The following is a 26,497-nucleotide window of genomic DNA, read 5'->3' on the forward strand; positions in this document are numbered from 1 at the left end:
TACAACCATCAGCTGCGCATCTGATATGACCAAATCATACCATTGGCATTGTTTGGGAGATAGGTAATGAATACCTTAATGGAACTTTACATTTAGAGACGCACCTACACAGAAAAAACTCCGATCCCGCCACAAAGGCGAGACCGGAGCTCCATTCCACTTAGTACTGTGACAGATAACCGGAGCCGATGACCGTAATCGTCGAGATGCCCGGTCCGGTCCAACCGACAGCCAGATTATCTCCGCCGCCGCCGTCTTTATGCAAGATTTCAAAATAATAAGGCTGTCCCGCAGTCAAGGTAATCGAAGCCGATTGCTGGGAGCTATGTTTGTTCCATTCGCGCACGCCCGTGTACTCGTAAACGCTGGCAATCATGGAAGTATTCGACGGACTGTTGTTCGTGCTGAGCCACAGCTGCGACGTATCATCGCTGGCAATGTAGAAGATATAGGTACCGCTCGTTGCAGGTGTGATATAACCGCGAATACGGTCCCCGTAGTTATCCGCCCAGTTCGTCGCTCCTTCAAGACTGGTTAACACGTTTGTTCCCGATGGCGCCGTACCCGTAGGAATGCTGCTGACGCTCGTTCCGGATACGCCGGTCCAGTACTCTTGAATGACGCTGCCCGCACCGCCGCCTCCCGAAGCATTCGTCGTCACGTTGACGGACGTGCTGGCAGAAGAAATATTGCCGGCTGCATCTTTGGCTTTCACGGAGAAGGAATAAGCGGTGTTCGCCGATAGTCCGCTAACGGTGAAAGCTGTTCCCGTCGCGGAGCCGACCAGTGTCGTTCCGCTGTAGATGTCATAGCCCGCCACAGCGACATTGTCGGTCGAAGCCGACCAGGACAAGCTAACGCTCGTGGAGGTTTTCGAAGGCGATGTCAGATTAGCCGGTGTAGTAGGGGCTTGCGTATCGGCACCGCCGCCACCGCCAAGGTTCACATCGCAGGTTTTGTACGCGCCCGGTATTGGATCACCGAATGTGCTGTTGCCGCAGTATACGCTGTTCGTGAACGTGCCATATGCGTAAACGCCATTGGCTCCATAACGAACCTCCTTCGTCCCGCTGAAGGAGCAAGTGTTATTCTCGCCGGCGCAATTCGTCCAGTTTGCAGCGGATGAACTGCTCGTCGTTACATTAAGCGCGCTGCTTGCGGCGGAGAAATTGCCGACCGCATCTTTCGCTTTGACGGTGAACGTATAGGATGTGTTCTCCGTCAAGCCGCTCACGGTGAACGTGGTTCCGGTTGAAGAGCCGGCAAGTACGGCACCGTTGTAAATATCATAGCCCGTTACGCCCACATTGTCGGTCGAAGCCGTCCAGGACAGACTGACGCTCGTGGAGGTTTTCGATGGCGAAGCGAGGCCTGTCGGCGCGGTTGGCGCCTGCGTATCCGTCGCGGCGTTCGTCGTTACATTGAGCGTATTGCTCGCAGCTGACAGATTCCCCGCTGCATCTTTGGCTTTGACCGTGAACGAGTAAGCTGTGCTTGCAGCCAGGCCGGTCACTGTAAAGGAGTTGCTCGTCGGCGTACCAACCAGCGTAGCGCCATTATAGACTTCATAGCCCGTAACGCCAACGTTGTCCGTCGAAGCCGTCCATGTCAGACTGACGCTCGTGCTTGTTTTGGACGGTGAGGAGAGACTTGCCGGCGCAGTCGGTGCTGTTGTGTCGGCCGCGGCATTCGTCGTCACGTTTAGTGCATTGCTCGCGGAAGAGACATTGCCGGCCGCATCCTTCGCTTTGACGGTGAACGAATACGCGGTGCTCGCGGTTAGACCGCTAACCGTGAAAGTCGTTCCCGCCGTCGTGCCGGCCAGCGAAGAGCCATTGTACACATCGTAGCCCGTTACGGCTACGTTATCCGTCGAGGAGGCCCAGGACAGGTTAACGCTTGTGCTCGTTTTGGATGGCGACGTCAGACTGCCCGGAGCAGTAGGCGCAGTCGTGTCGCTGCTGCCGGTTCCCGCTAGATTCACTTCGCAGGACTTATAAGCTCCCGGAGCCGGATCGCCGAATTGGTTGTTCGAGCAAACGACCGAGTTCGTGAAAATACCATAGTTAAAACTGCCGTTAGCGCCATAACGAACCTCTTTGGTGCCGGTAAAGCTGCATGTCTGGTTCTCTCCCGCGCAAGCGGTCCAGTTGGCTGCCGGATCGGTAGTGGCGGAGGCGGTATTGCTCGCTGCCGATACGTTGTTCGAAGCATCCTTCGCTTTGACGGTAAACGTATAGGCCGTACTAGGCGTCAGCCCGGTTACGGTTTTGAACGTATTGATTGCGCCGGTCGTCGATCCGACCAAGGTCGATCCGGTGTAGATGTCATAGCCGGTTACGCCCATGTTATCGGTGGATGCGGACCAAGCGAGGGTTACGGTCGTATCCGTTACGTCCGTGATCGTCAAACCCGTCGGCGTTGTCGGCGCTTGCGTATCGCCTACATCCGTAGTTACGTTCAGCGTGTTGCTCGCAGCCGACACGTTGCCTGCCGCATCCTTGGCCTTAACGGTAAAACTGTAGGCCGTGCTAGGCGTTAATCCGTTGACGGTTAAGGACGTCCCGGACGTGGAGCTGTAAAGCGTGCCGCCTTTATAGACATCGTAGCCGATGACGCCGACGTTATCCGTCGCTCCGGACCAGGACAGATCCACGGTTACGTTCGATTTGGACGGGGAGGTAAGCGTCGGCGCCGCTGGCGCTTGCGTATCCGGCGGACCGGCATAGACGTTGATCATCTGCTCCTTCAGGCTTGCGCGGCCCGTATTGTCCCAAACGACGAGCGTCACGCGATAGTTGCCCGCGGTCTGATAGGTGTACGTCGGACTTGTCGACGTAACCGGCGGACCTTCGCCCAGATCCCATAGGTTCTCTGCGATGGTGCCGTTGTCCGTAGAAGAGTTGGTGAACGTAACCGGCTGACCGAGCTGCACGGACAGCGGGGCGCTGAAATTCGCGACGGGCTTCGGATCGCTGAAGCCGCGGCTCGTCAGCTGCGTGTTGGTTCCGTTGCCGCTAACGGTGTTGCCCGACCATTCGAGATCGGCCGCCGCGGACGGATATTGATCGATGGACGCTCCGGCATTGCCCGTAATCGTGTTGTTGATGAAGCTGATCCGATCCGTACCGGAGGCCGTCGTAATTTCGATCGCTTTGCCTCCGTTGTTCGTGATAATGTTGCTGTCGAAGGTAAGATTCCGCGAATTGCCGTGAATCCGGATCGCGTTGCCGGCATAGCCGGGATAAGCGGCGGCCGGGTTGTTGTTCGGTCCGTTCTTGAACGTATTTTTATAGAAGTATTGGTACTGTTCCGTCTCGCCCGTTCCCTCGCCTTGAAGCTGCATACCCCACATGACGATGTTCTGAACGGTGTTATAACCCCAGTATTGGTAGCCGGTACCCGGGGATTGCTGCATGCCGACTTGCTGGCCGCCATCGACTAAGTTGTCGGTCGTGACGCCGTGCGTCACCATAACCTCGAGTCCCATGCCTTTGACCGTGCCGGCCGTGGTATGAACGACATTGCGCCGAACCGCGATAGACTCGGACCGTACGGCGCTGATCCAGTGATCCACGTTGTTGTCTTCGATGACGGAATTGTTGCAGTTCGTGTGCAGCTCAATCGAGAGCCCGTGCGCGTTGACGCCCGATCCCGTGATCGTGTTGCCTTTCACCACTACGCCGTTACAGCCATCACTCGCAAAAATCCCGCCGCGGCCCGTGTTGGAGATCGTGTTGTTCAGGAATTTCGTGTTGTTCGAGTTCCAGCCGGCGCGAATACCTGCTCCCCATTCGGAATTGATACCGATATTGGAGATCGTATTATTGGCGATAACGGAGTCCGAGGAAGCCGACAACAGGATGCCAAACGGCGCAAATCCATCCGATTTGGTCAGATCCTTAATGATATTGTCATGAATATAATGACTGCCGCCGGGCTCGCCCCAGATTCCGGAAACAACATGGTTGTTGCTGTTGCCGTCGATGGTGAGCTGCGCAATCTCAACGCCGGTTTTCCCGCTGAGCGTGATCATATTGTTGTCTGTCGTTCCGTTATACTTGATGATGGCAGTCGTTTTGCTTTGTCCGATCAGTTTAACCCCTGACTTCGCGACAATGGATCCGGACGTATAATACGTGCCGGACGGAAAGTATACCGTATCGCCGCTGGCCGCTGCCGTAATGGCATTGTTGATCGCCTGCGTATCATCCGCGGTATCGCCGCCGTTAGCTCCGAATGAGGTAACATTGTAGCTCGCTGCACTGGCTGCAGGTATGGATACGGCTGATATAAGCATGGAAAGAACAGGTACAATCAGGGCTACGCTTGAGACTAATTTTCGCTTACGGAATTTGAATCTTCTCACTTCATCACAACTCCTTTGTTCATCATGTGTACTGCACGATGATTCCCTTGCCGAACTTCTGCGCGAATCATGCTGCATGTGACGGATGATTTCTGAAGCTATAACCAACTCCTTTCGCCGAGCAAAATGGAAGCGCTTGCCAGACGCCTGTTTTACATGCTACAGGCTGGCAGAGGAGCCCGAAAGTGTACAATAATGGAAAGCCTCTTAGTGGGGTTCGCTGCCGATTATGATTTTTTCGAATTCATGCACTTTCTTGCTTTTCTCCTATAAAATGGTCAAATTCACATCCATCTCAACTCAAAAAAGAGCTGTAGGGGATGCTTCCCTACAGCCCATCATTAAGGAGTAACTAAACCTCGCTTATTCTAATCATGCATTCACCTTGATCAAGGGGAGTCCTTATTTGTAGATGAATGCGATACAAGTGCTCTCCCCATACCTCCCGCATAATGGCATCCTCCAGCGTTATCGTCTCGACCGAACCCGCGAACATCGCACTGTTGAATTGAATGCTTATCCGGTTATGACACTCATCCTCCACAACGAAATTCCCTTGTCCTTCGCTTCGAGGAAGGTGAGGCGACAGCAGATGCAGCGTAATCTCATCCGTCCTATGCTGCAAGAGAAATTGATCCTTAATTTCAATGCAAGGTGACGAATCTCGAATGAGACTTATTGTCCGCATCCAGCTCCTGATCTCGGCCAAGTCCGGATATGCGCCTCCGATATCCATGGATAATGATGCTGACCGATCATCAAGCTTACAATAGACATCGTCAGCTCGATAGGAGCTTCCGTTCCGTTGCTGTACCCCATTTACGATCGGAACATTGTGATAGGCGGATTGCATGGCCCATATCGAATAACGCTCCTCAAAGAAGGACTGGGAGGTATAGGTCAGCATCCCCGGATCAATAATCATCGGCGAGCCGTTGCAATACACGATAAAGTGTCCAATGTCATTATGATTATGACTTTCATCGTTATGGCCTCCCTTAGCTGCAACGAATAACCCCTTGGACGTCCCCTGCCGCTCTCTGGCCACCATCACTTGAATGCCGTCCAGCCAAGCATCTCGGACATAAGGCGTTTCTCCCACATAGTGCTCCACCTCCGAATAGTGAAATAACGCAGGCAGCAGGCGGGACATGGCAGGAAACTCAAGGTCTGTGGTTTCTTCCCGCTTCTTCCTCAGCACCATGGCTCCCAATCCGGCAAGCTTATCGTCCCCGATACGCCGCCCATAACGGTAGGCCAGTTCTGCGGGAATCTGCACCTTAGGCGTGCTGTCCGCAAAGTTCACATAATGCTCATCATCAATGAAAGCTTTGTATATGTAACGCCCGATCTGTTGAATAAAGGGCTCGTCGTAGACATGGATTTGGCGGTCCGAAACGCTGTAAAGCAGTTCCAATCCATCGAATAGCATACCGCCGGCGTATAGCCAATACTTCGGACCTTCCTCGCAGCCTCCATCGGAATGGAGCCGTTCCAAATAGTGATCTAAGCTGCGCATCGCCTTCATGACCGCAGCTTCACGGCGTTCGGGATCGTCTTCGAGCAGCAGGAATGCCGCCAAGCAATTCGAGTTGCACCATGGATTCCAATTATTCAGCATTCGCTCTTGATTGAAGCCCATCCACCACAAATCGAAACGATTTAAATAAGGATCAAGAATCCTTCTTTTCACCTCCTGCCGGATCCGCTCGCAGACCATCTTGCTTACGCCATCCAATCTGGACTCCATCAAATAATGCGTCCAGGCGAGCAGCGCCGCGGTTTCGGCCGAAAACAACTCAATAACGGGATCCGCCACATCCGGAAGAGGGTCCTGACGCTTCATCATATAGCCGTGCCCGGGAATCCCCCAGAACGATTCCTCGCAGATACACCAAATGCCGTTCACGATGTCATCCAGGAATCGTCCCTCGTTCTCCATACATTCCGCTATGACCAGCGTAGCCAAAGTCCTTCTTCGCTCCCATGAAGCCTTGTCGTACCCCTCCCGATTGCCCGTGCGGCTATAATCCATGTACGCGGTGGCCGGTAAGGGAGCCCATTCGTAATTGAGCTTTGCAACGCCTTTATTCATCCAATAGGTTCGCAGCTGAAGCGGCAATCCGTCCCATTCTTGGCGGTCTTCGATCGTAGGATAAGGCTTATAGTTCTCCCGCGAGAGCAGCATCTCACCCAGCTTAGGCGTACAATAGTTCTGTGCTAACATCGAATCGCCGACCTCCTCACCCGTTTGTCTCTTCGCTCATAGAAAAGGCAAGCAAACGGAGAGCCCGCAGCCTGCCTCTTCTTGTTATTTAAAATACTTCGCCAAATGTTCGGTTGCCTTCTTAACCCCTTGTCTCTCGGCCTCGATAGAGCCCCAGAAACGGTGATCCTCCAGCTCAATGCTTACAGCCCCGGCATAGCCGAGTCGATCAAGGCGAACGGCTACTTTCCCCCAATCGACTTCCCCATGTCCAGGAATCGTATAACGCCAAGACCCTTCGGAGAATCCGTATTTCGCACCGAAGGTCGGCGTAATTACGCCGCTCTCGTACAGCTCCTCCCGGAGAATTTCCGTATCCTTGCCATGGCAGTGATTGATTCGTTCTCCGAATTCGTCCAACGCGCGAAGATAATCAATGCCCAAGCGCACAAGATGGGAAGGGTCGTAGTTCAGCCCGAAATGCTTGGAGGGAATCGCCTCGAACATCGCTCTCCACATCTCCGGCGTACAGCCAAGCGTCGGATAATACGGCGCAGGTCCGGGCCATCCTTCAATCGCAATATAGATCCCCGTCTGCTCCGCATGACGCACGAGCTCCGGAAAGGTTTCCTTCCAGATCGCAAAACCTTCGTTCCGCGGGAGCGTATGATCCTCCGGCACAAGACACATAAACAGCACGCTGCCGCCCAGCGAAGCAATCGAGCTCAATTGCTTCTTCGCCGCTTCCAGCGCTTCCTCGCGGCGACCTGCGTCGCGGCTTAACAGTCGCGACGTATGATGGGCATCAATCGATCCGATGCCAATACGAGCTTCCTCGCAAGAGGCCTTCACTTCGGGAGTCAGATTGGAAACATCCAATACATCAAGCCCAATGCTTGCCGCCCACGCGGCCGTCTTCGCGATTCCTTCCGCCCCAATCTTAGGCGGAATGCGCATTCCCAATTGGATCGTCATGCCGATTGTTCCCCTTTCGCTTCCGCGTCTGCCTGAGGCTCGTAGCCGGCAGCTTGATAGATCATCTCCGACAGCTTCACGACCTTCAAGGCAAACTCGCCCGGCACAAGCACTTCATGCCTTCCAAGAATGGCATCGATGAAGCTCTTGTCTTGGTTGGTCGTCTGCTCCGGCAGCTCCGGCACGATCGGATCCTGCCCGAGGCGACGAAGCGTGATCTTGCCATTGTCGTAGAAGATTCCGCCTTGCTCGCCGCAGAATACGAAGGTTTCATGCCAGCATGGGGAGTAACCGACCAAGTTCAAGCCGGCAACGGCTCCTTCAGCGAAACGAATCGACGTGAACGTGTCGATCTCCACCGTGGCGCCATGCATGTGCAGCTGCGGCTTCACTTCAATCGGCGTAAGGCCGGACGTCCACAGCAGCACATCGATAATGTGACTGCCCGAGTCCATAAGGAAGCCGCCGCCGGATAATGCCGGATCCGCCCGCCAAGAGCCCGGCGTTCCTTGTCTCCATTGCTGATAGAGCGATGCCGTGATCGAGGTTAGCTTACCGATCTCGCCGCTCGCGATAGCATCGCGAATATATAAGAATTCCGGCTGAAAGTGCCGCTGGTAAGAGACTTGCATGATTTTGCCCGACTGCTCCGCTACACGAATCAGCTGCTCCGCCTCCTCGGACGAGCAGGTCATCGGCTTCTCGATCAGCACATGCAGCCCCTTGCGGAGCACATCCTGCGCCTGGGCGAAATGCAGCGTATGCGGGGAACAAATAATAACGGCGTCAATGTCCGCCTGCTCCAGCATGTCTCGATAATCCGAGAATTGCTGCACATCGATCAAGCTGTTTTTCGTAATGAAATTGTCCCGATTCTTGCTGCTGGTATCGGCTACTGCCTTAATCTCCGCCTCCGGCAGCTCCAGCAGCTGCCTTGCATGCCACCCTGCAATGCCACCTGTTCCAATGAAACCAATGCGTACTTTCGTCATGTCCATACCTCCCAATAATTTTACTCAACCAAACCGGAACGCTCCACACCTTGAATGAAATAGCGTTGAAGGAAGAAATAAACCAGAAGCATCGGCAACAGAGCCATGAACGTAGCGGCCATTACGACAGGTAAACTGAATACTTCGAAGCTGCTGCCCGTTAACGTATCCAGCGATTGATAGAGACGAGGCAGCATCATCGGCAAAGTGAATTTCTCTTCCGAGGTAAGGAAGATCGATGGCTCGAAGAAATCATTCCAATGCCATACGAGCGACAACAGCATCGTTACGACGATTGCAGGCGGCGTAAGCGGCAATATAATCTTCCAATACACCTTGAAGCTGCCGCATCCATCCACTCGGGCCGCATCCTCGAGCTCCCATGGAAGCCCGCGGAACAGCTGGCGGAAGATAAAGATGAACAGCGCCCCGCGCAGCCCGCCCGCGAAGAAGGACGGGACAATGAGAGGCAGCACGCTGTCCAGCCATCCCATTGTTTTGTACTGCATGAACAGAGGAACAATGATCGTTTGCGGCGGTATAATCATGGTGAACATGCACAGGAAGAACAGCACCTCGCGGCCGGGAAACTTAATCCGGGCAAAGCCATAGGCGACAAAGGAACAAGACAACACCTGGCCGACCACGCTCAAGACGGCGATGAGAGCGGAATTATTGAAGTGCGTCATAAATTGCAGGCCCTTCATTCCGTAATAGAAATTCTCCCAGGCCAGGCTCGTCGGAATCCACTTGATCGTAAAATCCATCAGATCCACCGGATGCTTGAGCGCCGTCGTCACCATGTAGATAAACGGATAGAGGAACACGAAGGCCAAATCGATAAGAATGACATAGACGAAGGTACGATAGATGAGCGAGATCCAGCGGCTCTTGCTCCCGATTCGGCTTACCAAGCTGTGGTTTCGGATCGCCTTGACTTTGCTGCCTGCCTCGGTTTGCGTAACGGCAGCAACACGCTGCTTGGACTTCGGAATGGGAATCGACTTCACGCTGCAATCACCTCCTGTATTATTTTTCCCCTGTGTACACTACAAAGCGCTTGGTAGAAACGAATACGAGAATGAGCAGCGCGAAAATAAACATAAAGTAGATCCAGCCCATTCCGGATGCATATCCCATCTGGATATCGGTGAAGGCCGTATCTTTGATATAAACCATCATCCTGTTGTTAATATCCGTGAAGGAATCGACGCAGGTATAAACCAAATTAAGCAGAATAATCGGCGTCATCAGCGGCAGGGTGATCTTCCAGAACATCTCCCATTCGGTTGCGCCATCGCATCTTGCCGATTCGTACAGGGATATGGATATGCCTTGAAGACCGGCTAAGAATAGCAGAATTTGCACGCCCGTCTTCCAGAAAATCACGGTCAGCCGGCTTAACATATCAAAGACGATTTGAGAAAAAGTAGGTCCCATATAGAGAAACACTTCATCCGGAACGCCGATGCCGTTGACCAGCGTATCTTTGCCTACCCCGGCGTACAGCAGCTGCTGCATCGCCAGACCGGAACCGATCAATACGGGCAGGAAGAATGCCGCTCGGAAGAACGCGCGGCCTCTAATGTTATGATTCAACAAGATCGCGATAAACAAGGAGAACACGAGAACCAGCGGCGTATTGATGACCGCATCTTGAATGACCGAGATAAACAGCGGAATAAACTGCGTATCGAGCACGAAAGCCCGATTGAAATTGTCCCAGCCCACCGATTCCAGCTCGAAGTTTCCAACGCCGACAACCTCATGAAAGCTAAGCCAAAGGGAATAGACCAAGGGATAACACATAAACAATGCGAAGCCGATTGCCCATGGGGCGATATAAACATAGCCAGCCAGCATCTTCTTCTTCTCTAAACTCATCCTCCGCTCGCTCATGCTTATCCCCCCTTAGGTACGACGATAAAGTTTTTATCCGGCACAAGATGACCGTCAATCTTGACCTCTCGCGGCGAATAATTGACGATTAATCGGCTGCCATCCTCGTAAACGACCTCATACACGTCCTTCTCCAGCTTGCGATGCTCTTTCATCGTCTGCGACCATACCGGCTGAAGCTTCTCGCTCATCTCGTTATACTGATCGACCGCTTGATCGACCCAGTTGTGATAGGCTGAGCTGAACAAATCGCTGTAGTACGTGTCCTTCAGATCCTCGGAATGTTTCTTCGTGAATTGGTAGTAAGGCATGTAGCCGTATTCCACCATCTTTAGGAACTGCAGCCTAGGATCATAAAATAAGTTCTGCGCATCGCCCGAATAAGGGATCAGCCCATGCACGACCATTTGATAGAAGGGAATCGTTTCATCGGTGAAGAAATAGCCGCTGTCTTCCATTGGAATGCTGAACAAACGGGACGATGTCGGGATCGTATATCCGTTGCCCCCGATTGCGGCTGCCGCGCCAAACTGATCGACCGATTTGCCCATCATCTCCAGCCACTTGGAAGCCGTTCCCTCTCGAGTCAACGGGTAAGCCTTATTGTAGTCGTAGTAGTCCGTGTACCCGATGCCGTCGAAATTAATGCCGGTAACCGCCAGTTTGCCGAGAGGATCAAGCACCTTGTCTTGAAAGCGTTCATTTTGCTTGCCCGCGTTCAAGTAGAAGAGCTCGCTATACCGATCCGTGACCGCAAAATGATTGGCTCCGACAACGACATCGCTGCGCGTGGAGAAGCCGTCGACGCCCTTCCAGGCCATGATGTAATTGTCCTGCAGAAACAGTTGGTAGTTATTCGCCTTCGTATATTCGCTTAATTGCTTCAATCCGCTTTTTCCGCCTAACTTCGAAGATGGTTTGTAGTCGGACGGATACTCCAAGTACCCTTCATTCGTCCAGCCCAACAGATTGGCGGAGATGTTCTTGACCCCCCGCTTCGTCAAATCCTCCATGATTTGCTGCCCTTCTTCAAAGGTCGTCGTAGGGATGAAATGATCGAACAGAATTTGGCCTTCCTTGATGCCCATAAGCAAATCCAGTCCGAACGGAATCGGTTCTCCCTTCTTGATGCGCGGAGCGATCCCTTTCTCATCGATTAGATATTGCCGATAGGCTGAAGCCATATGGCTGTAATCTGCTTCATTGCCGCTGAAGAACACATAGCGGATGGTATGATCCTCCCGCAGCAGCTCCTTCTCCGGCTTCTTGGTTAAGTTGCCATCCTTCTTAACCGCTTCATATTCGCGCCTATAGACCAGCTCCGAGGATACGCGGTTCATATTGATCAAGTACCCGCTTGGCGAATAAAGAATGTTCGCATCGTACTCGCCCTTCGTGATCATGCCGAGGAACGCATTCTCGTTCACCTTCAAGCCGAATATAGGGAGCAGCGCATTCTGCTGCCGTTGATAGTTGTTGAATGAGATCGTATCCGAACCATATACGCTCGCGCGATAGGGATTCAAATAATTCGGATGGTTGGACTTAAAGGTCGACAGCGCGCCGGGACCATCCGGATAAATCGCATAGCCTTGCTCATGATCCATGGCGGCTCCGAAGAACGGAAGCGGCGAAATCGCCATCAGCCAATTGTTCTTGGCTTCTTGAACGGATTGGCCGGGAACGGTGACCTCGAGCGCATTCCCTTTCAATTCGAAGATCATATCGAAACTGATCTGAAGCCTTGGCAGCTCGTAGTGGACGGATATTCCGTTATCGAGCTCTGTCGCTTTAATCTTCGGCTGTTCGATAACCGAGTTCGTCTCCTGCGTTTCAATCGCCGGCAAATTCGGATCCGTAAACGTCATGTGGAAGATGGACTGACTGCTTGCGGTCCATAGATCATTGCCTTCCGTTGCTGCATCCTGAAGCGGAACAGCCGATTGCCATAAGTAGCCGTTACTCTTGTCCTTTACCACAATCGCGGAATCGGATGAACGGAACTGCAGCTCAAGCCGGTCGGTTTCCGCAACCTTCTCGAACTCCGTCGGTGACTGCGGCGCCGCATCGCCGGCAGGCGTATCGGACGCAGCCTCCACGACTTCATTCTTCGGCTTCATTTCCAGCTGCGCGCGAGCTATGGCGCTCTTAAGCGAGGGCAGGGCAAGGATGACCAGAAGCACCACAATGACAGCGACAAATGCTGTATAGTACATTCTTCGATTGGCTATTCTCGTAATCATGGTACCCCCTTAATTCTCCCATAAGTATCGGATTTCAATGGAGACTTCACGTACGAATTGCAGGACATGATTCGTCAGGGAGAAGACGAGACCAACCGTTCCCCAGAAGGTAATGAAAGCAAATATCGACAGCAGGAGAACGCCAACCGATTTCTTAAAGGAATAATCATTCAGCACCTTCAGCTGGATGAAGATGAGCAGCGCGACCCATAACCAAATGAGGAGATTAATGCTGTTATAGAGACCCAGCTCCCCTCTTGATAGCACTAACGAAATCGCAGCGAGCGGAATCGCAAATACGATGTACGGAATGAGGGCGTAGGACATCGCCGTTAAGATTTGGCTGAAATACGCTTCGCCGTCCATAATCGCCGTAATCAGATAACAAGCGATAACCCCTGATACCAAGGGCACCACGAAACGGATGATTTCCAAGTTCAAATCGGCGTATTCGGGCTGTAAGGACGTTATATGGAAGCTGGTCATATAGATCGTTACGATTCGGACACACAAGGTGAGAAGAATGAGCACAAAGGCCGACATCAGATGCTTGTTCTTCTGCAGCTCCTCATAGGCGTCCACCGGATGAAAGAGGATGGCTACTCCGAGCCGCAGCGAACGCATTCCGGACTGTTTCACAGCTGTTGCATTCAATAGCCATACCTCCTTATGACGGTGTTTGTAATGCGAATCATGAATTTCACAATCAGATAGATCACATAGACGATGAGAACGGCGGCGATGATAATCCATCCGAGATATTGGCGCATGAAGTCATGCCGGTACTCGGCGAATGCCTTTGAATACCCATCCTGGTCTTCGCCCAGTTTAAATTCCTTCATGGCCTCTTTCCACTTCTCTTCTTTCATCAACGCCTTGGCCACACCGCGATGGGCTAACGGGTAGTTCTCATCGATTTTCAGCACTTCTTTCCAAGGGACTAATGCTTCTTGGTAACGTCCGTTATAGTGCAGCTGACTGGCTTCATGGACGAGCTCCGCAAACCGCGTCGGCTTGAACATTTGGATGTTGTTCCGATCCCGGTCAAGCACGTAGATCGTGCCTGCTTTATCGACGACGATGCTGGACGGATATTCAAACCTGCTCTTCGCATCGCCTTGTCCTCCGAATACGGCCAGCAAGTTGCCCTCTTGATCGTACTGATAGATCTTCCGCGACATCGCATCCAGCGCATTGATAATGCCGTACTGATCGATGGCTAAATCGGCAAAATAAGGACGCTCCAGCGTTCCGCTTTCAATCGACGATTCACCGAAAAACTTCTTGGTGTAGATGTTCTCGCCCATGGCATTGAACTTCTTGATTTGATCCCCATCGCTCAGCACGGTTGGCGCATAGATGAATCCCTTGCTGTCCATCGTCATATTGGAATTCTGCTGCGGAACCGCATTGTTCAGCTGCTCCCTCTGCTCAGGCGTGGCCAGTAGTCGAATAAGGAGCTTCTTCCAATCGAAAGGAACGCGGTTGGCTCCGATATAGCCTCGAAACCGGTTCATGGCGTCAATCATCATAAAGCCGCTGTAGTCGGTCTTATTCAGCACGTATAAGTAACCGCGCCGATCCATAATGACTTTATCCGGAGCGAATTCCAAATCCTCGCTTAGCAAGGACGACTCCGGCTTGACGAATTCTTCGACCAGCTTTCCTTCCGGCGACAAATGGATCACCTTGCCGCTGCCGGTATCCGCTACGAACATATCGCCGAGGCTATCGACGAATATGCCGCTCGGCTGGTCAAGCTCGACGCCTTGCTCCTTGCCGAATATGCCCAGCACTTTCCCGTCGCTGCTTAATTTCACGATCCGATTGTTATCCGTATCCGCGACATACAGCTGCCCCTTCTCGTCGATAAACAAATCGCTTGGTTTATTTAAGCCGGGCTCACCTACATCCAGAATGACATTGTCTACCGTATAGGTGAGCGGAATCGGAATTTTATAGCCATACATCGGATCAAGGGTATACGACATTTGCGGCAGTGCATTGGCGGCGGGCAAAGCTCCAAGCAGAATAAGCAGACAGCAGCCGATTATGCTTGCTGATATACGTTTGATCATCGTGTCCGCCCCCTAAGATTTGATCCCGGAATGAACCATCGTGTTCATGATAAGCTTCTGAAACAGCAGGAAGATTAAGATAGGCGGAAGCGTGATCAAGAAGGTCCCTGCGGCAAGCGCGCCGGATCGCGCGACAACCCCCGGACCCCCGGCAAGCGTTTGGATCGCCAGCGGCAGCGTCTTCATCGTTTCGCTTGTCGTAAATACAAGCGCGGAGAAATAATCATTCCAGTTGCCGATGAAGGTGAAGATGATCAAGGTTGCCCAAGCCGGCTTGCTGACCGCCATGATGACGCGCCAGAAGATCTTCCACTCCGATGCGCCGTCGATATGCGCAGCTTCGATTAACGCATCGGGGATTTGATCGAAGAACTGCTTCATCAAGAAGATATTGAAAGCAACCGCGACCTTCGGCAGGATTAAGGCCCAGTACGTGTTGACCAGACCCAGGTTAGATACGATCAGGTAGGTCGGGATTTGCGTCACCTGCGGCGAGAACATCAGTGCCGAGAGGATAACGGCGAAGATGAAGCCCGCTCCCGGAGGCTTGAATTTGGACAGCACATAGGCGCCCAAGCTGCACACGAACAAGCTTGCCGCTACGATGGTAATCGAAACGAATACGCTGTTGAAGATATAACGAGAGAAGGGCACGATCGAGCTGTCTGTCGCGGTTAACAGATCATAGAAGCTGCGCATCGTCGGCTTCTGCACGAAAAATCTCGGCGGATACAGGAACAGCTCATCAAGCGGCTTGAAGGCGGTTGAAACCATGTAAATGATCGGCATGGCCGTAAAGCCAACCAGTGCGATCATGACCAGGTACAACAGTCCCCTATTAAAGCGGGCCGCAAATTTCGCATAGTTTACCGTCACGTCCTTTGGCCCCCTTATTGATCCTTGGATGATAATAGCTTCATGACGATTCGCCCTAACCCGAAGGTTAGGAAAAACAGGAATACCGCAATGGAAGACGCGTATCCGAGCTCGAACCGAATGAACGCATAATCAAAGAGATGCGAGATAATGGTATGTCCCGCGTAGTTCGGGCTTGGCATGCCCGCGATCGCCACGGCGATGTCGAATACGCCGAAGGCGGCTACGATGGAATTGACCGCGCCGAACAGCAGCTGCGGTTTCATCAAAGGCAGCGTAATAAACCACAGCTCTTGAAAGCGGCTGGAAATGCCGTCAATGGATCCCGCTTCGTAGAGCTCGGGCGAAACATTCTGCAAGCCCGCAAGGAAGACCAGGAATCCGGTCCCCATGCTCATCCATAAGGAAACGATGATGATCACCGGCATGATCGTATCCGGGTCGGTCGTCCACAGGATCGGTTCGCTGATCATGCCCCAGCTGAGCATCCAGTTGTTCAGTAATCCGTAACGGTCGCCCGAGAAAATATAGAGCCACACGATCGATAACGCGATTCCGCTCGTGATCGACGGCACGTAGAAGGCGAGCGAGAAGATCATTTTGGCGCGCAGCGTGTTGATGACCCAGGCGAGCAGAAAGGAGAGACAGTAGCTCAGCGGACCTGCAATGACCGCGAATATAAACGTATTCTTCAATGATTTGATGAAAATATCGTCTTCCAGGAACAAGACGCTGTAATTCGAGAGCCCGACCCACTTCGCCGGCTGCAGCATGTTGTAATAGGTGAAGCTCAGATAGACCGATTGAACGACGGGAATCACCGTAAAGACGATGAACAGAATGAGGAATGGGCTTAGAAATAAGTAACCCAGCGCGGCCTTCCTGCCTGCCGAGGTTAATTTGAATCGGCTTACCTTCTGTGCTTTCAGCTGAAGCGGACGATTCACTTCCACACTGCTTTGCATACCGCTCCTCCTTCTCGAGCCTTCACCGCTAGTCCGGCGTGAATCCGAACTCTTTTTGCTTGGCCCTAAGCTCTTTGTTGATATCCTTAACGCCCTGCTCCAGCGACTCTCTTATATTCATGCCGCCCAGAACGACGCGGTTCCAAGCGTTGTCGATGTTCCGCGGCGTAAAGTATCCGCCGAGCACATACGGCTGTTCCTTGTAATACTTCAATTGCTCCGTCAAGGCCTTCAAGTCATCCTCCGGCCAAGGCAGCTGCGAGAACGCCTCCATATTCGCCGTGTTCCAGCGGGCTTCAACGCCCAGCAGCGCTTCCAGCTCTTGCGCGAATTGCACCTGGCTGTCCTTGCTCGTCCACCACTTCAGAAACTCCCATGCTTCCTTCTGATGCTTGGATTGCTTGAAGATGGCTACCGATTGCGCAACCCCGCCGCTCGTACGGTCAATCTTGCCTTCTTGATTCACGTGCCCCGGCGATGGCGCCACGCCCCAGCGGCCGATTAGCTCAGGCGCTGCCGTAGACAGCAGGACATAGGTCAGGTAGTCGGCAATCCCAATCGGCATTTCCCCGGTACGGAACCGGTTGAAGAAGTTCGCGGCAACCGGAAATTTATAATTGGTGTACAGCTCCGTCCATTCCGTAAAGGCTTGGAACGCTTCAGGAGAATCGAGCGCCGACTTCGCTCCGTTTGCTTGATAGAATTCGCCGCCGTTCTGATAGAGGAACGGCATGAAGCCGAGCGATGAAATCGGGTAATACATCTGCATCCCGTTCTGCTGCAGGATGGGCAGCATGGCATACGTCTCATCCCAGGTTTGCGGGACGTTCACGCCAAGCTCCTTCAAGATATCCTTGCGATAAACCAATACGTTGAAGTCCTGCGTTTCCGGCAGCGCGTAATTCCCGCCGTTATAGCGGAACGGAATCAGCGAGCCCGGCAGAAACCGTTTGCTGACTTCCTCGTAATCCGGAAACTGGGATAAGTCCACGGCAGCGTCCCTGATCGCAAATTCAACGGGTAAATGCGAATCGACGCCGGTTGCGACATCCGGCGCTTTGCCGGAGCTGGCCGCAAGCAGCAGCGTATTGACGGATCCTGAGTTAAGCTGACCGGCCGGGAGCGTATTCACGTTAATGTGTATCCCGGTCTTCGGCGTAAATTCTTCCTCCGCCATTTCTTTCATAATTTCCGCCCACTCTTTACCTCGCGAAACCCATACCTCGATAACCGTGCCTGTTTCTTGTGCCGGCTGATCCTTGTCGTAGACGTTGCCGACACCGGTGTAGTCCTTCGTAAAGGAGGCGATGAAATTCTTAAGCGTGCTGACGGACTTTTGCAGGAAATTCGATTTCACCTTCGGATATTTCGTATCCGGCGAACTGACCAGCAGGTAGTCCAGAACGAGCGGCACATTCTGCAAGCCCATCAGCAGCGTGCTTAAATTGGTCTGACTGTTGCTGAGCTCCGAAATTTGCCTTGGAATCGAATCGGGATTGTTGATCATTTTCTCGAACGTATGATTCATCATGCGAAGACTGTTTACCGTGCTCGGTTCTTTCTCCGATATGGCATTCAGTGCATCCATCTGGACGAGCAGATCATCGGCAATCGTCTTCAAATCCTCAACAAGCTTGGGAATCTTCTTCCCCAGCTCATATTCGAAATTGGGATCCGGCGTCGGTCCGGTGACCATGATGATGCGCCTGTAAAGATCGGATAGCTTCTGCGTATCCGCCGTTAAGTTCTCGACAATCGACTGATAGGGTCCGACAACCGCAACCATCGTGATGGTATGCTCGCCTGCCTTGAGATGCATGAGCATGGGCTGCGCTTCTCCGTCTTCATTGTCTTTATGAAGAGTCTCGATTCGCCAGTTTCGGGAGTAAGAGAACGGATACTCCGCCAGCTCTTGAAACGGAACCTTCCCATCTATAAGAATTTGGCGATAAGACGGTAATCCATCGCCCCACCATTGTCCAAATTTCATGCCGATCTTATATAATCCATCCTTCGGGACCGAGAACGTCCAAGAAGCCTTCTGTCCGCCTTTTCTCCAGCGCCAGTCGCCGAATGCATTCAGCAGCTTCGTACCGTTTCCGGCCGGTTCCATTAACGGATCCCCGTTGGATTCTCTGCGAATCGTCGGATCGGATTTCATCGGATTGTTCTCCGCTTGCACTTTCACGTTTACTTGCTGGACCGGCTCTAAGCCTTGTGTTTCGTAAGCCTGCTCGACTTCGTGATAACCCGGCAATTGCTCCGGCGACTTCACTCGTATTTCGTCCAGTGCCATAGCTTCAACCAAATAATTCATGCGAATAACATGCTTGCCTGCCCCGAAGTAGAATTGAAAGGGCTCCGAGTACAGACCGTTTCCATCCGTAATCGCGGTTTCCATCCATATCGGCTTCTCGATTTGTTTCGGCCGAACGTCATCCCCTTGATTGTTCTGAAGCGGATTGCCTTGATCCATCCAGTTGCGGGTAAAATAGATTCGCTGCGCCTCGCGGAAAGGACTTTGCCCGTCAATGAGCAGCTCGCGCTGGATCGGCAATCTCTTCCCGACTAGCGGATAATAACTAGCTGCGAGGTTATAAAGTCCATCCTCCGGAACCTCAATGGTCCACTCCAGCCACTCCGTATCCTTCTCCCAGACCAGGGCGGAGGAATTTCCCTCGACCGCTTGATTACTCGGCTTGCTGCCGCCGAACGCCGAATAGTGATCGGCTTTCAGGCTGACCTCGAATGATTCGGCCGGCTTATAGCCTTTCTCCTTATACACATCCAACGTTTTGCCATAGGTTTCCTGCAAGATATCATCGACGGACATATCCGTTAAATCCGCTTGCGGAACGCCTTGGTTCTGATTGCGATCCCGTAACCGCTCGCTGGCATAAGATTGCATCGTATCGCCAAAGGTGACCGAAAGAACAAGAAAGGTGATCCATAACAGCATGACTTTCTTCCATCTCCGTGCATCATTCCAATGCCATTTCAACAATGCTCACCTCTTTGTCATTCAGTTCAGTAGGAAGGGGCAGCACCGGTTCCTGCCCCCTTCGTTCCTATGCATTTATTTGGCTGTTAGTTTCTTGAGTTCGTTGTCCACATTCTTCTTCGCTTCATCCAGCAGCTTCTTCGGTTCGCCTTTCCCGTTTAACGCCGCATCCGAAGCCTTGAATGTCTCATCCCACAATTTCTGGCCTGCAGGGGTAACCGGACGGGTATGCGCGATTTCCATCAGACCGACGAATACCTTCAATTTTTCTTTTTCCGTAATCTTGAGCTCCTCGTTCACTTTCGGCATCGCCGTTATATCGTTGCCTGCATCTGCGCGTTTCCCCCAGAGCAGCGTACCGTCGTAACCGGCGATGAATTTAAGCAGCTCCCATGATTCTTTCGGATGTTTGGCTCCCTTAGGCATGACCCACGACCAGCCGCCTGCCCAAGTGGTTTGCGCATATCCATCTTCGGAAGGCATAGGTGCGACTCCCCACTCAAAGGTAGGTTTCACCTTGGCGTTACTGGTCAAATCGTTCAGGATCCAGTTGCCGTCGAACACGAATCCGACTTTGCCCGTCCAGAACGGGTTGATTCCCGTTTTGCCCATTACGTCATTGAACTTGTTGATTTTAGCCATGTCATACTTCTTCGCATAACCGGCCATCCACTCCAGTGCTTTCACGATCTGCGGATCGTTTGGCGTTAACTCCTCGCCCTTTGCCCATTCTCCGCCGAAGTTCCAGCCTTGCGTATATAGGAAGCCTTGATTCATCCATGGAATAAAGCCGACTTGCTCGTATCCGCTGCTCGTTTTCTTAAAGATCTTCTCTGCTGCCGCATCAAGCTCGCTGATGGTAGTCGGCGGCTTCTCCGGATCAAGGCCTGCTTCTTTCATCAATGTTTTGTTGTAATACATCGCGCGGTTATCGGTACCGAACGGCATCGCATATAACTCGCCTTTGTAATTCCCTTCAGCCCAGACGCTTGGATAATAATCGTCCGCGCTTACATCGCCATCGATCTCAAGGTAGGGATTCAAGCTCTCCAGCGAGCCTTTAGCTGCCCATGCCCCGGCCATGAAACGATCAAGAAGCGCTACATCCGGCGGCGTGCCTCCGGCGATCAATGTCGTTAATTTCTCGATTCCTTGCTCGGCAATGTATTTCACTTTGATATTCGGATGCTGCTTCTCAAATTCGCTGAGTACGATCTTGGTGTAATCCGTCTGGAACTTGCCGCCCCAGCCCCAGAAATCGAGTGTTACTTTCTCACCGCTGTCTTGGCTTGCCGTATTGTCCGGGCTTTCCGTATTGTCAGGACTTGTTGTTGTCGATGCGTTGTTCGCCTCGGTCGTGTTCGTGGTGTCCGTTCCATTCTCTCCATTCGTTCCCCCGCAGCCTGTCAATACCAAACTTACCGAAAGTGCAGCAATGAAAAACTTAATCATGCCCGGTTTCAAAGCTAGAGCCTCCATACGCTTGTCTCCTCCTATTAACTCGTTTTACTGGATATTCGCTACACGTTCTCAGTGTAAACGCTTTTATTTCCTGTCGTAACGAGACTGCTTTTGCATTTGGTGTACTATTTTGACTTCATTTGGTTTTTTAAGTAAAAAAAGAGAGTCTATCTCGTTCGATAGACTCTCCGCTCTATGGTTTATAACGTGTTAGGCTCCGGATGCTCCGTCTTGCTGCGTTCCTCGGACTTCACTTCAATCAGGTGAGCATCAAGTCTTCGCTTCAATTCAGACAGCAGCGCTTTCGGCTCCCCCTGCAAATTGACAGCCAGCTTCTGCACCAGGTACAGCTCTTCCCACATGTAACCGCCTATCGGCGATACCGGACGAATATAAGCATGCTCAAGCAGATTGACGAATACCTCCAGGTTTTTCTTCTTGTCCAAGCCCAGCTGCTTGTTCACATCCGGAATGCTGCTCAGATCATAGGTTTGGCCGCGGCCTGCCCACAGAAACCCTCCTTCTTTCCCCGCCGCATATTTGATAAACCGCCAAGCTTGTTCTTTGTGCTTCGCGCCTTTGGGCATGGCGAACGACCAACCCCCCGCCCAAGTCACCGCTTGGTCGCCTCTTTCGGTAGGCATCGGCGCAATGCCCCATTCGAAATTCACGTCATCCATATCGTTAAGCAGCCAATTGCCTTCATATATGAAGCCGACCTTGCCGGATGTGAATGGATTTGCGCCGGACTGCCTGATCGCATCCGAGAAGCTTGCCAGCTTCTTCGCGTCGTACTTCTTGGCATAACCCTGCATCCACTCCAAGGCTTTGATGTTCTCGGGATCGCTCGGTGTCAACTCTCCGTTCTTCTCCCATTGACCGCCGAAATTCCAGCCATGCGCATATAAGAAACCTTGTGCCATCCAAGGGACAAAACCCACTTGCTCGTAATTGCCCTTTTTATTTTGGATGAACATTTTCTCCGCCATGGCATCTAGCTCAGCAATCGTCGTCGGCGGCTTATTGGGATCCAGGCCGGCTTCTTCCATCAGCGTTTTATTGTAAAGCATCGCCCGGCTGTCCACGTTCCATGGCAGGGCAAACGTTTTATTGTTATATTGCGTTTCCGGCCATATGTTCCGATAATAGATGCCGGCCATGTCATCGCGAATCACATCGCTCGACAAATCCTCCAACGCGCCCATCGCTGCCCATTGGCTGACCAGGAAACGGTCGATCATGGCGACATCCGGTGCTCTGCCTCCCGCAATTGCCGTTAACAGTTTATCGGATGCCTGCGAATTATCCGAATTCTCGACGAACCTCATTTTGACCTTGATATCCGGGTTCGCCTTCTCAAACGGAACGACGACCGTATCGTGAAATTCCTGTTGAAATCCCCCTCCCCAAGGGAACCAGAAGCTTATCGTTACGGGGGCGCTGCCATGCTTTACGTTGCTTTGGGAATCGCGCTGCGAATCCGTCAGCCCCGAGATAGCTTCCGAACTTAATCGGGTCCCTTTGATAAACAGGGTACTCGATAACATGATGACGATGATCATGAGGACAAGCATGAACGAAACAAGCTTCTTATGGCTTAAAAACATTTTCATCGTGACCTACATCCTCTCTTCCATTCTCGCGAAATCAGTTACTTCCACTGCCTTATTGCTTCGAACGTTCAGCCGGCATGTTTGTTTTGATTTCTCTTGGTGAGCGGGATCGTCATCATGACTTCGGTGCCAACGCCAAACTTGCTTTGGATCTCGATTCCATATTGAGCGCCGTAAGCGATATGAATCTGCGAATTAATGTTCCGCAGAGCGAAATTATTGTATTCTTCGGACCCCTTGCCGCCCAGAATCAGCTGCAGATCGGTAAGCTTGTCTGCCGCAATTCCCGCGCCATCATCCGTGACCTTAAACTTCAGGCAGTCGTCTTCATGGATAAAAGCGACATCAAGCCGGCCTTTACCTGACTTCTTCTCTAGCCCATGATAGATCGCGTTCTCCACAAGCGGTTGGAATATATATTTCAACACCGTATACTTCTCAAGCGAATCGTCTACATGCAAATGAAGCGAAAACTTGTCCTGATAGCGAATCTTCTGGATCATGATATAGCTGTCCAGCAGCTGTACGACCTCGCTGACGGAAACCTCATCCCTGCCTTCATTCAAGCTGACCCGCAAATACTTGGACAAGCCGAATATCATCGTACTAATGTCGTCCACCTTGTGAATGCGGGCAATCCAATGAATCGAATCCAGGGTATTGTATAGAAAATGAGCATTAATCTGTGAACCCAGCATCTTCAGTTGAAGCCCCTGCTCCAGCAGCTTCTGCACGTAGAGCTCATTAATCAATTCCTTGATGCGTGCGACCATTCGGTTAAAATGAGTGAACAGATAGCCAAATTCATCCTCGCGCTTGTCTTCGATGCGAGCGTCGAAATCGCCGTTTTCGGCTCTGCGCATGGCACGTATCATCTTCTGGAGCGGCCGATGGACCGTTGAAGCAATGAAGATTGCGAGCAAGATGCCGATGCAGGCGAACGCCAGTCCAAGGGAAAGGATGTACCACCGCAAACTGCCTGCTTCCTTCATTAAATCAGCGCCGAGCAGCATGCCGACAAGGGTCCAATTACTCGTCTCCAAGCGATTGTAAACAACCAGCATCTGCTCCCCGTCCATGGGCGTGCTGATTATACCTTGATTCTCATCCCCCAGCGGAACACCAAGCATACTCGAGAGGCGGTTCCCATCCTTATCTCCGATGATCTCCCCTTCTGCATCAACAATGACATTCATGCCCGATCCGTTGTAATCGATTTCCGACAGAATCTCGATGATCTCCGTTGGATCGATTTCATAGACGAGCACGCCGATAATTTCACCGCGGGTAGTAAAGGTTTTCTCCGCTCGGCCGAAGCTGAATACCGGATTCGTGTCCCCGCTTCTAATGAGCGAAGGACGGATGCCAAAATAGACGACCTCGCCGTCAGCCTCCCGAATTTGCTTATACCAGTCTTCCTCCATAAAGGTATTCGAGAAAGCATTATAAGCGGGAAAAGAAGTCTTAGGCGAATAATGATAGGAGAAGCCCTTCTCGCCCAGTAAATAGATATCATTGACGTCGTTTCTTGAATTCACCAGATTCGATAGAAAAGCCGTATTCGCATCGTTATTCCGGATCTGCTCGGTCTCATTCGGGAACTTTCCGATCAGCTGTTTCTGAATTTCCTCGTTGCCAACGACCTGAAGGGAACGATCCTCGTATCCTTCCATGAGATTATCGATCCGTTTGCTCATCTGCTGCACGTTCTGAAGCGCCATTCCACCGATTTTGTTCTCCATCAGCTCCGCGGATTTATCATAGAAGAGATAACCCATCACGGTAATGATAATCAGCACGCTGGCTACGAATAAGACAAACACTTTCACCCCCACGGTAGGGAGCTTCAACTTTCCAATGAGTGGCCGTATGATGAAATCCCTCTCTTCTAGGCGCCGTAGTTTCGAAATTGGGCAGGCGTGATCCCTTCCGATTCCTTAAAGGTTTTGACAAAATGACGAAAGTCTTTATAGCCCACCGATTCCGCAATCTCGTAAATCTTAAGCGGCGTCTGCTCGAGCAGTTCCTTCGCTTTCGCAACTCGAATGCGAATGAGATAGCGGCTCAGCGTTTCGCCAACCTCAGCGTGAAATACCCTGCTGAAATAGGACGGATTCATATAGATCGTTTCAGCGACTTTATTGAGGCTGATGCCATGATGGTAATTATCGTGTATGTAGCGCAGGGCGATCTCGATCGTATTGCGCTGTCCGGATCCGGAGGGAGCTCTGTCTTTCTTTAGAAAGGCGCTGATTATCGCATTCTTCCAATTAGCAAGCGTACAGCGATACAGCTCAAGCTTCTGTTGATGGGTAACGATGCTTGCTTCCGTATGCTCTCTCGCCAAGAACAGCTCCTGCCACTTGGATAGGAGCGCTCCGATATACATGTTCATCTCACATCGAACGGCAAGGGCGGACGTCTGCTTGACAAGCTCTTGTAGGAGCGCTGTCTGCTGGTCAAGCAGATCGGTCAGTTTTCCTTCGTCCTTCAGCTTAATGGCATGAAGAATACGATTCATCCACGCGGCATCGAGCGCCTCGGCTTTTATCGCAACGGAGGGTATGCCGGCGGTGAACAAGACCGTTTGTTTTCCTATAGCCGCTCCGACATCCGTGCCTGCGAGATCATAAACAAGACCAGTACCGCTTATTACATATTTCGCACTGTTTGTAAGCGCTTCCCTAAAAGCGAATACTAGTTGTTTACTCTCTCCCGTGCTGCTCATGCCTATGCTGATTTGAATGCCCAGTACTTCAAGCGCGCCTTCAATAACCAGCTCTGCGCAGCGGTATGCATCCCTATCCGGGTTAGCCGTCTCCTTCTTCCAAGAGATCATAAGCGCTACATCCGCATATTCATTCTCTTGCAATAGACAGGCCGCGCAGGATAGACCCGATTCATGAAAGACCTCCTCCATGAGTTTTCCAAGCGCGTATCTTAGCAGGGAACAGTCTCTCTCGCATATGTCCCGCTCCCCCCAATCATGGACAACGGCAGACAGAACAAGAAGTCGATTCGGGTTCAAATCAATTCGAAGCGCCTTCCATGTAGACATTACTTCCTGATCGGTCATGGGCTGGGTTAAACACATTTCCAAGTGCTTCTGCCTGGCAAGGGGCAAGCTCTCTCTAACGCGACCTGAAAGCTCCTCCAGCCGGAACACGAGTTCTCTCTGTTTCAGTATCTCGTAGATGCAGCGCTCAATAATCTCCATGAGGACCTTTTCCTCAATGGGCTTGAGAATATAATCGAAGGCACCCAGCTTCACGGCTTTCTGGGCATAAACGAAGTCACTAAACCCGCTGATAAAAATAACCTTTATGTCCAAGCCTCTTCGCTCGATTTCCTCGATTAATTCCATTCCGTCCATGGTGGGCATTCTAATATCGGAGATGACGATGTCCGGAACATTCGAATCGATCAGCTTCAGCGCCTCGCATCCATCCTCGGCATCGCCGATGAATTGAATGCCATGCGAGCCCCAGTCGATCGTCTGTTTCAATCCTTCACGAATCCAACGCTCATCATCAACTACCATCAGTTTTATCACTGTATTAGCCCCCCTCGATCAAACGTCCCACATCTAACCGGACTTTGACTCTCATATTACCGAAGCAGGGGAAGTTATTTAAGGTTGTTATTTTTGGATTTGGTGTATTATTTTTACCTTGCATGATTCTTCCGCATATGTTCCTTAAATTCAAATAATCCCCATCCAATTATTATACAATAACATTACAAAGAGGTCGTTATTTGTCGGAATCTTGAAGTGTTCTTTAGCGAAAATTAAGCATAAAAAAGGCCAACCCGAAGTAC

General features: G+C 51.7%; 16 protein-coding genes. All 16 read right to left on the minus strand.

Annotation, left to right across the window (positions count from 1 at the left end; all coding sequences use genetic code 11):
* Positions 1 to 160: 160 nt before the first annotated feature.
* Entirely contained in the window at positions 161 to 4,369 is a 4,209-nt protein-coding gene (locus tag BM412_RS20390; protein WP_177245959.1) for a fibronectin type III domain-containing protein, read from the minus strand.
* Between the two features lie 352 nt (positions 4,370 to 4,721).
* Positions 4,722 to 6,596, minus strand: coding sequence for a heparinase II/III domain-containing protein (locus BM412_RS20395; RefSeq protein ID WP_091222444.1), 1,875 nt, complete (start codon positions 6,594 to 6,596; stop codon positions 4,722 to 4,724).
* 84 nt (positions 6,597 to 6,680) lie between these two features.
* Positions 6,681 to 7,550 carry a sugar phosphate isomerase/epimerase family protein gene (locus BM412_RS20400; RefSeq protein ID WP_091222447.1) on the minus strand — a complete coding sequence of 290 codons (870 nt, stop codon included), beginning with the start codon at positions 7,548 to 7,550 and terminating at the stop codon, positions 6,681 to 6,683.
* Complete coding sequence (locus BM412_RS20405) at positions 7,547 to 8,542, minus strand: Gfo/Idh/MocA family protein (RefSeq protein ID WP_091222450.1); 996 nt, start codon at positions 8,540 to 8,542, stop codon at positions 7,547 to 7,549. Before BM412_RS20405 ends, BM412_RS20400 begins: the two co-directional genes overlap by 4 nt.
* A 20-nt stretch (positions 8,543 to 8,562) precedes the next feature.
* The gene (locus BM412_RS20410) at positions 8,563 to 9,552 is read right to left on the minus strand and encodes a carbohydrate ABC transporter permease (RefSeq protein WP_091222453.1); all 990 of its coding nucleotides are present in this window, start codon (positions 9,550 to 9,552) and stop codon (positions 8,563 to 8,565) included.
* Between the two features lie 19 nt (positions 9,553 to 9,571).
* Positions 9,572 to 10,441, minus strand: a complete 870-nt coding sequence (locus tag BM412_RS20415; protein WP_091222456.1) for a carbohydrate ABC transporter permease — start codon at positions 10,439 to 10,441, stop codon at positions 9,572 to 9,574.
* A 2-nt stretch (positions 10,442 to 10,443) separates the two neighbouring features.
* Positions 10,444 to 12,684: a DUF5696 domain-containing protein gene (locus BM412_RS20420; protein WP_143111666.1), complete on the minus strand. Its 2,241-nt coding sequence runs from the start codon at positions 12,682 to 12,684 to the stop codon at positions 10,444 to 10,446.
* Positions 12,685 to 12,693: 9 nt separating this feature from the next.
* Positions 12,694 to 13,338: a Yip1 family protein gene (locus BM412_RS20425; protein ID WP_177245960.1), complete on the minus strand. Its 645-nt coding sequence runs from the start codon at positions 13,336 to 13,338 to the stop codon at positions 12,694 to 12,696.
* Positions 13,335 to 14,762, minus strand: coding sequence for an SMP-30/gluconolactonase/LRE family protein (locus BM412_RS20430; RefSeq protein ID WP_091222464.1), 1,428 nt, complete (start codon positions 14,760 to 14,762; stop codon positions 13,335 to 13,337). The genes BM412_RS20425 and BM412_RS20430 overlap by 4 nt, the downstream gene beginning before the upstream one ends.
* A 12-nt stretch (positions 14,763 to 14,774) precedes the next feature.
* A complete protein-coding gene (locus BM412_RS20435; protein WP_210657255.1) occupies positions 14,775 to 15,638 on the minus strand; it encodes a carbohydrate ABC transporter permease in 864 nt (287 codons plus the stop codon).
* Between the two features lie 14 nt (positions 15,639 to 15,652).
* Positions 15,653 to 16,603: a carbohydrate ABC transporter permease gene (locus BM412_RS20440; RefSeq protein ID WP_091222466.1), complete on the minus strand. Its 951-nt coding sequence runs from the start codon at positions 16,601 to 16,603 to the stop codon at positions 15,653 to 15,655.
* Between the two features lie 28 nt (positions 16,604 to 16,631).
* The gene (locus BM412_RS20445) at positions 16,632 to 19,604 is read right to left on the minus strand and encodes an extracellular solute-binding protein (RefSeq protein ID WP_091222469.1); all 2,973 of its coding nucleotides are present in this window, start codon (positions 19,602 to 19,604) and stop codon (positions 16,632 to 16,634) included.
* Positions 19,605 to 19,679: 75 nt separating this feature from the next.
* Positions 19,680 to 21,083, minus strand: a complete 1,404-nt coding sequence (locus BM412_RS20450) for an ABC transporter substrate-binding protein (protein WP_091222472.1) — start codon at positions 21,081 to 21,083, stop codon at positions 19,680 to 19,682.
* Between the two features lie 182 nt (positions 21,084 to 21,265).
* Positions 21,266 to 22,678, minus strand: a complete 1,413-nt coding sequence (locus BM412_RS20455) for an ABC transporter substrate-binding protein (protein ID WP_091222475.1) — start codon at positions 22,676 to 22,678, stop codon at positions 21,266 to 21,268.
* Positions 22,679 to 22,746: 68 nt separating this feature from the next.
* Positions 22,747 to 24,528, minus strand: coding sequence for a sensor histidine kinase (locus tag BM412_RS20460; protein WP_177245962.1), 1,782 nt, complete (start codon positions 24,526 to 24,528; stop codon positions 22,747 to 22,749).
* 38 nt (positions 24,529 to 24,566) lie between these two features.
* Positions 24,567 to 26,231: a response regulator transcription factor gene (locus BM412_RS20465; RefSeq protein ID WP_091222480.1), complete on the minus strand. Its 1,665-nt coding sequence runs from the start codon at positions 26,229 to 26,231 to the stop codon at positions 24,567 to 24,569.
* Positions 26,232 to 26,497 lie beyond the last annotated feature (266 nt).

The organism is Paenibacillus sp. BC26, from assembly GCF_900116125.1.
Taxonomy (GTDB): domain Bacteria; phylum Bacillota; class Bacilli; order Paenibacillales; family Paenibacillaceae; genus Paenibacillus_Z; species Paenibacillus_Z lignilyticus.

Bases quoted from the DNA above. Each gene is read 5' to 3' on its own strand.
- BM412_RS20420 (WP_143111666.1), bottom strand. From the start codon at position 12,684: ATGATTACGAGAATAGCCAATCGAAGAATGTACTATACAGCATTTGTC.
- BM412_RS20455 (WP_091222475.1), bottom strand. From the start codon at position 22,678: ATGAAAATGTTTTTAAGCCATAAGAAGCTTGTTTCGTTCATGCTTGTC.
- BM412_RS20430 (WP_091222464.1), bottom strand. From the start codon at position 14,762: ATGATCAAACGTATATCAGCAAGCATAATCGGCTGCTGTCTGCTTATT.
- BM412_RS20395 (WP_091222444.1), bottom strand. From the start codon at position 6,596: ATGTTAGCACAGAACTATTGTACGCCTAAGCTGGGTGAGATGCTGCTC.
- BM412_RS20450 (WP_091222472.1), bottom strand. From the start codon at position 21,083: ATGGAGGCTCTAGCTTTGAAACCGGGCATGATTAAGTTTTTCATTGCT.
- BM412_RS20405 (WP_091222450.1), bottom strand. From the start codon at position 8,542: ATGACGAAAGTACGCATTGGTTTCATTGGAACAGGTGGCATTGCAGGG.
- BM412_RS20400 (WP_091222447.1), bottom strand. From the start codon at position 7,550: ATGACGATCCAATTGGGAATGCGCATTCCGCCTAAGATTGGGGCGGAA.
- BM412_RS20440 (WP_091222466.1), bottom strand. From the start codon at position 16,603: ATGCAAAGCAGTGTGGAAGTGAATCGTCCGCTTCAGCTGAAAGCACAG.
- BM412_RS20415 (WP_091222456.1), bottom strand. From the start codon at position 10,441: ATGAGCGAGCGGAGGATGAGTTTAGAGAAGAAGAAGATGCTGGCTGGC.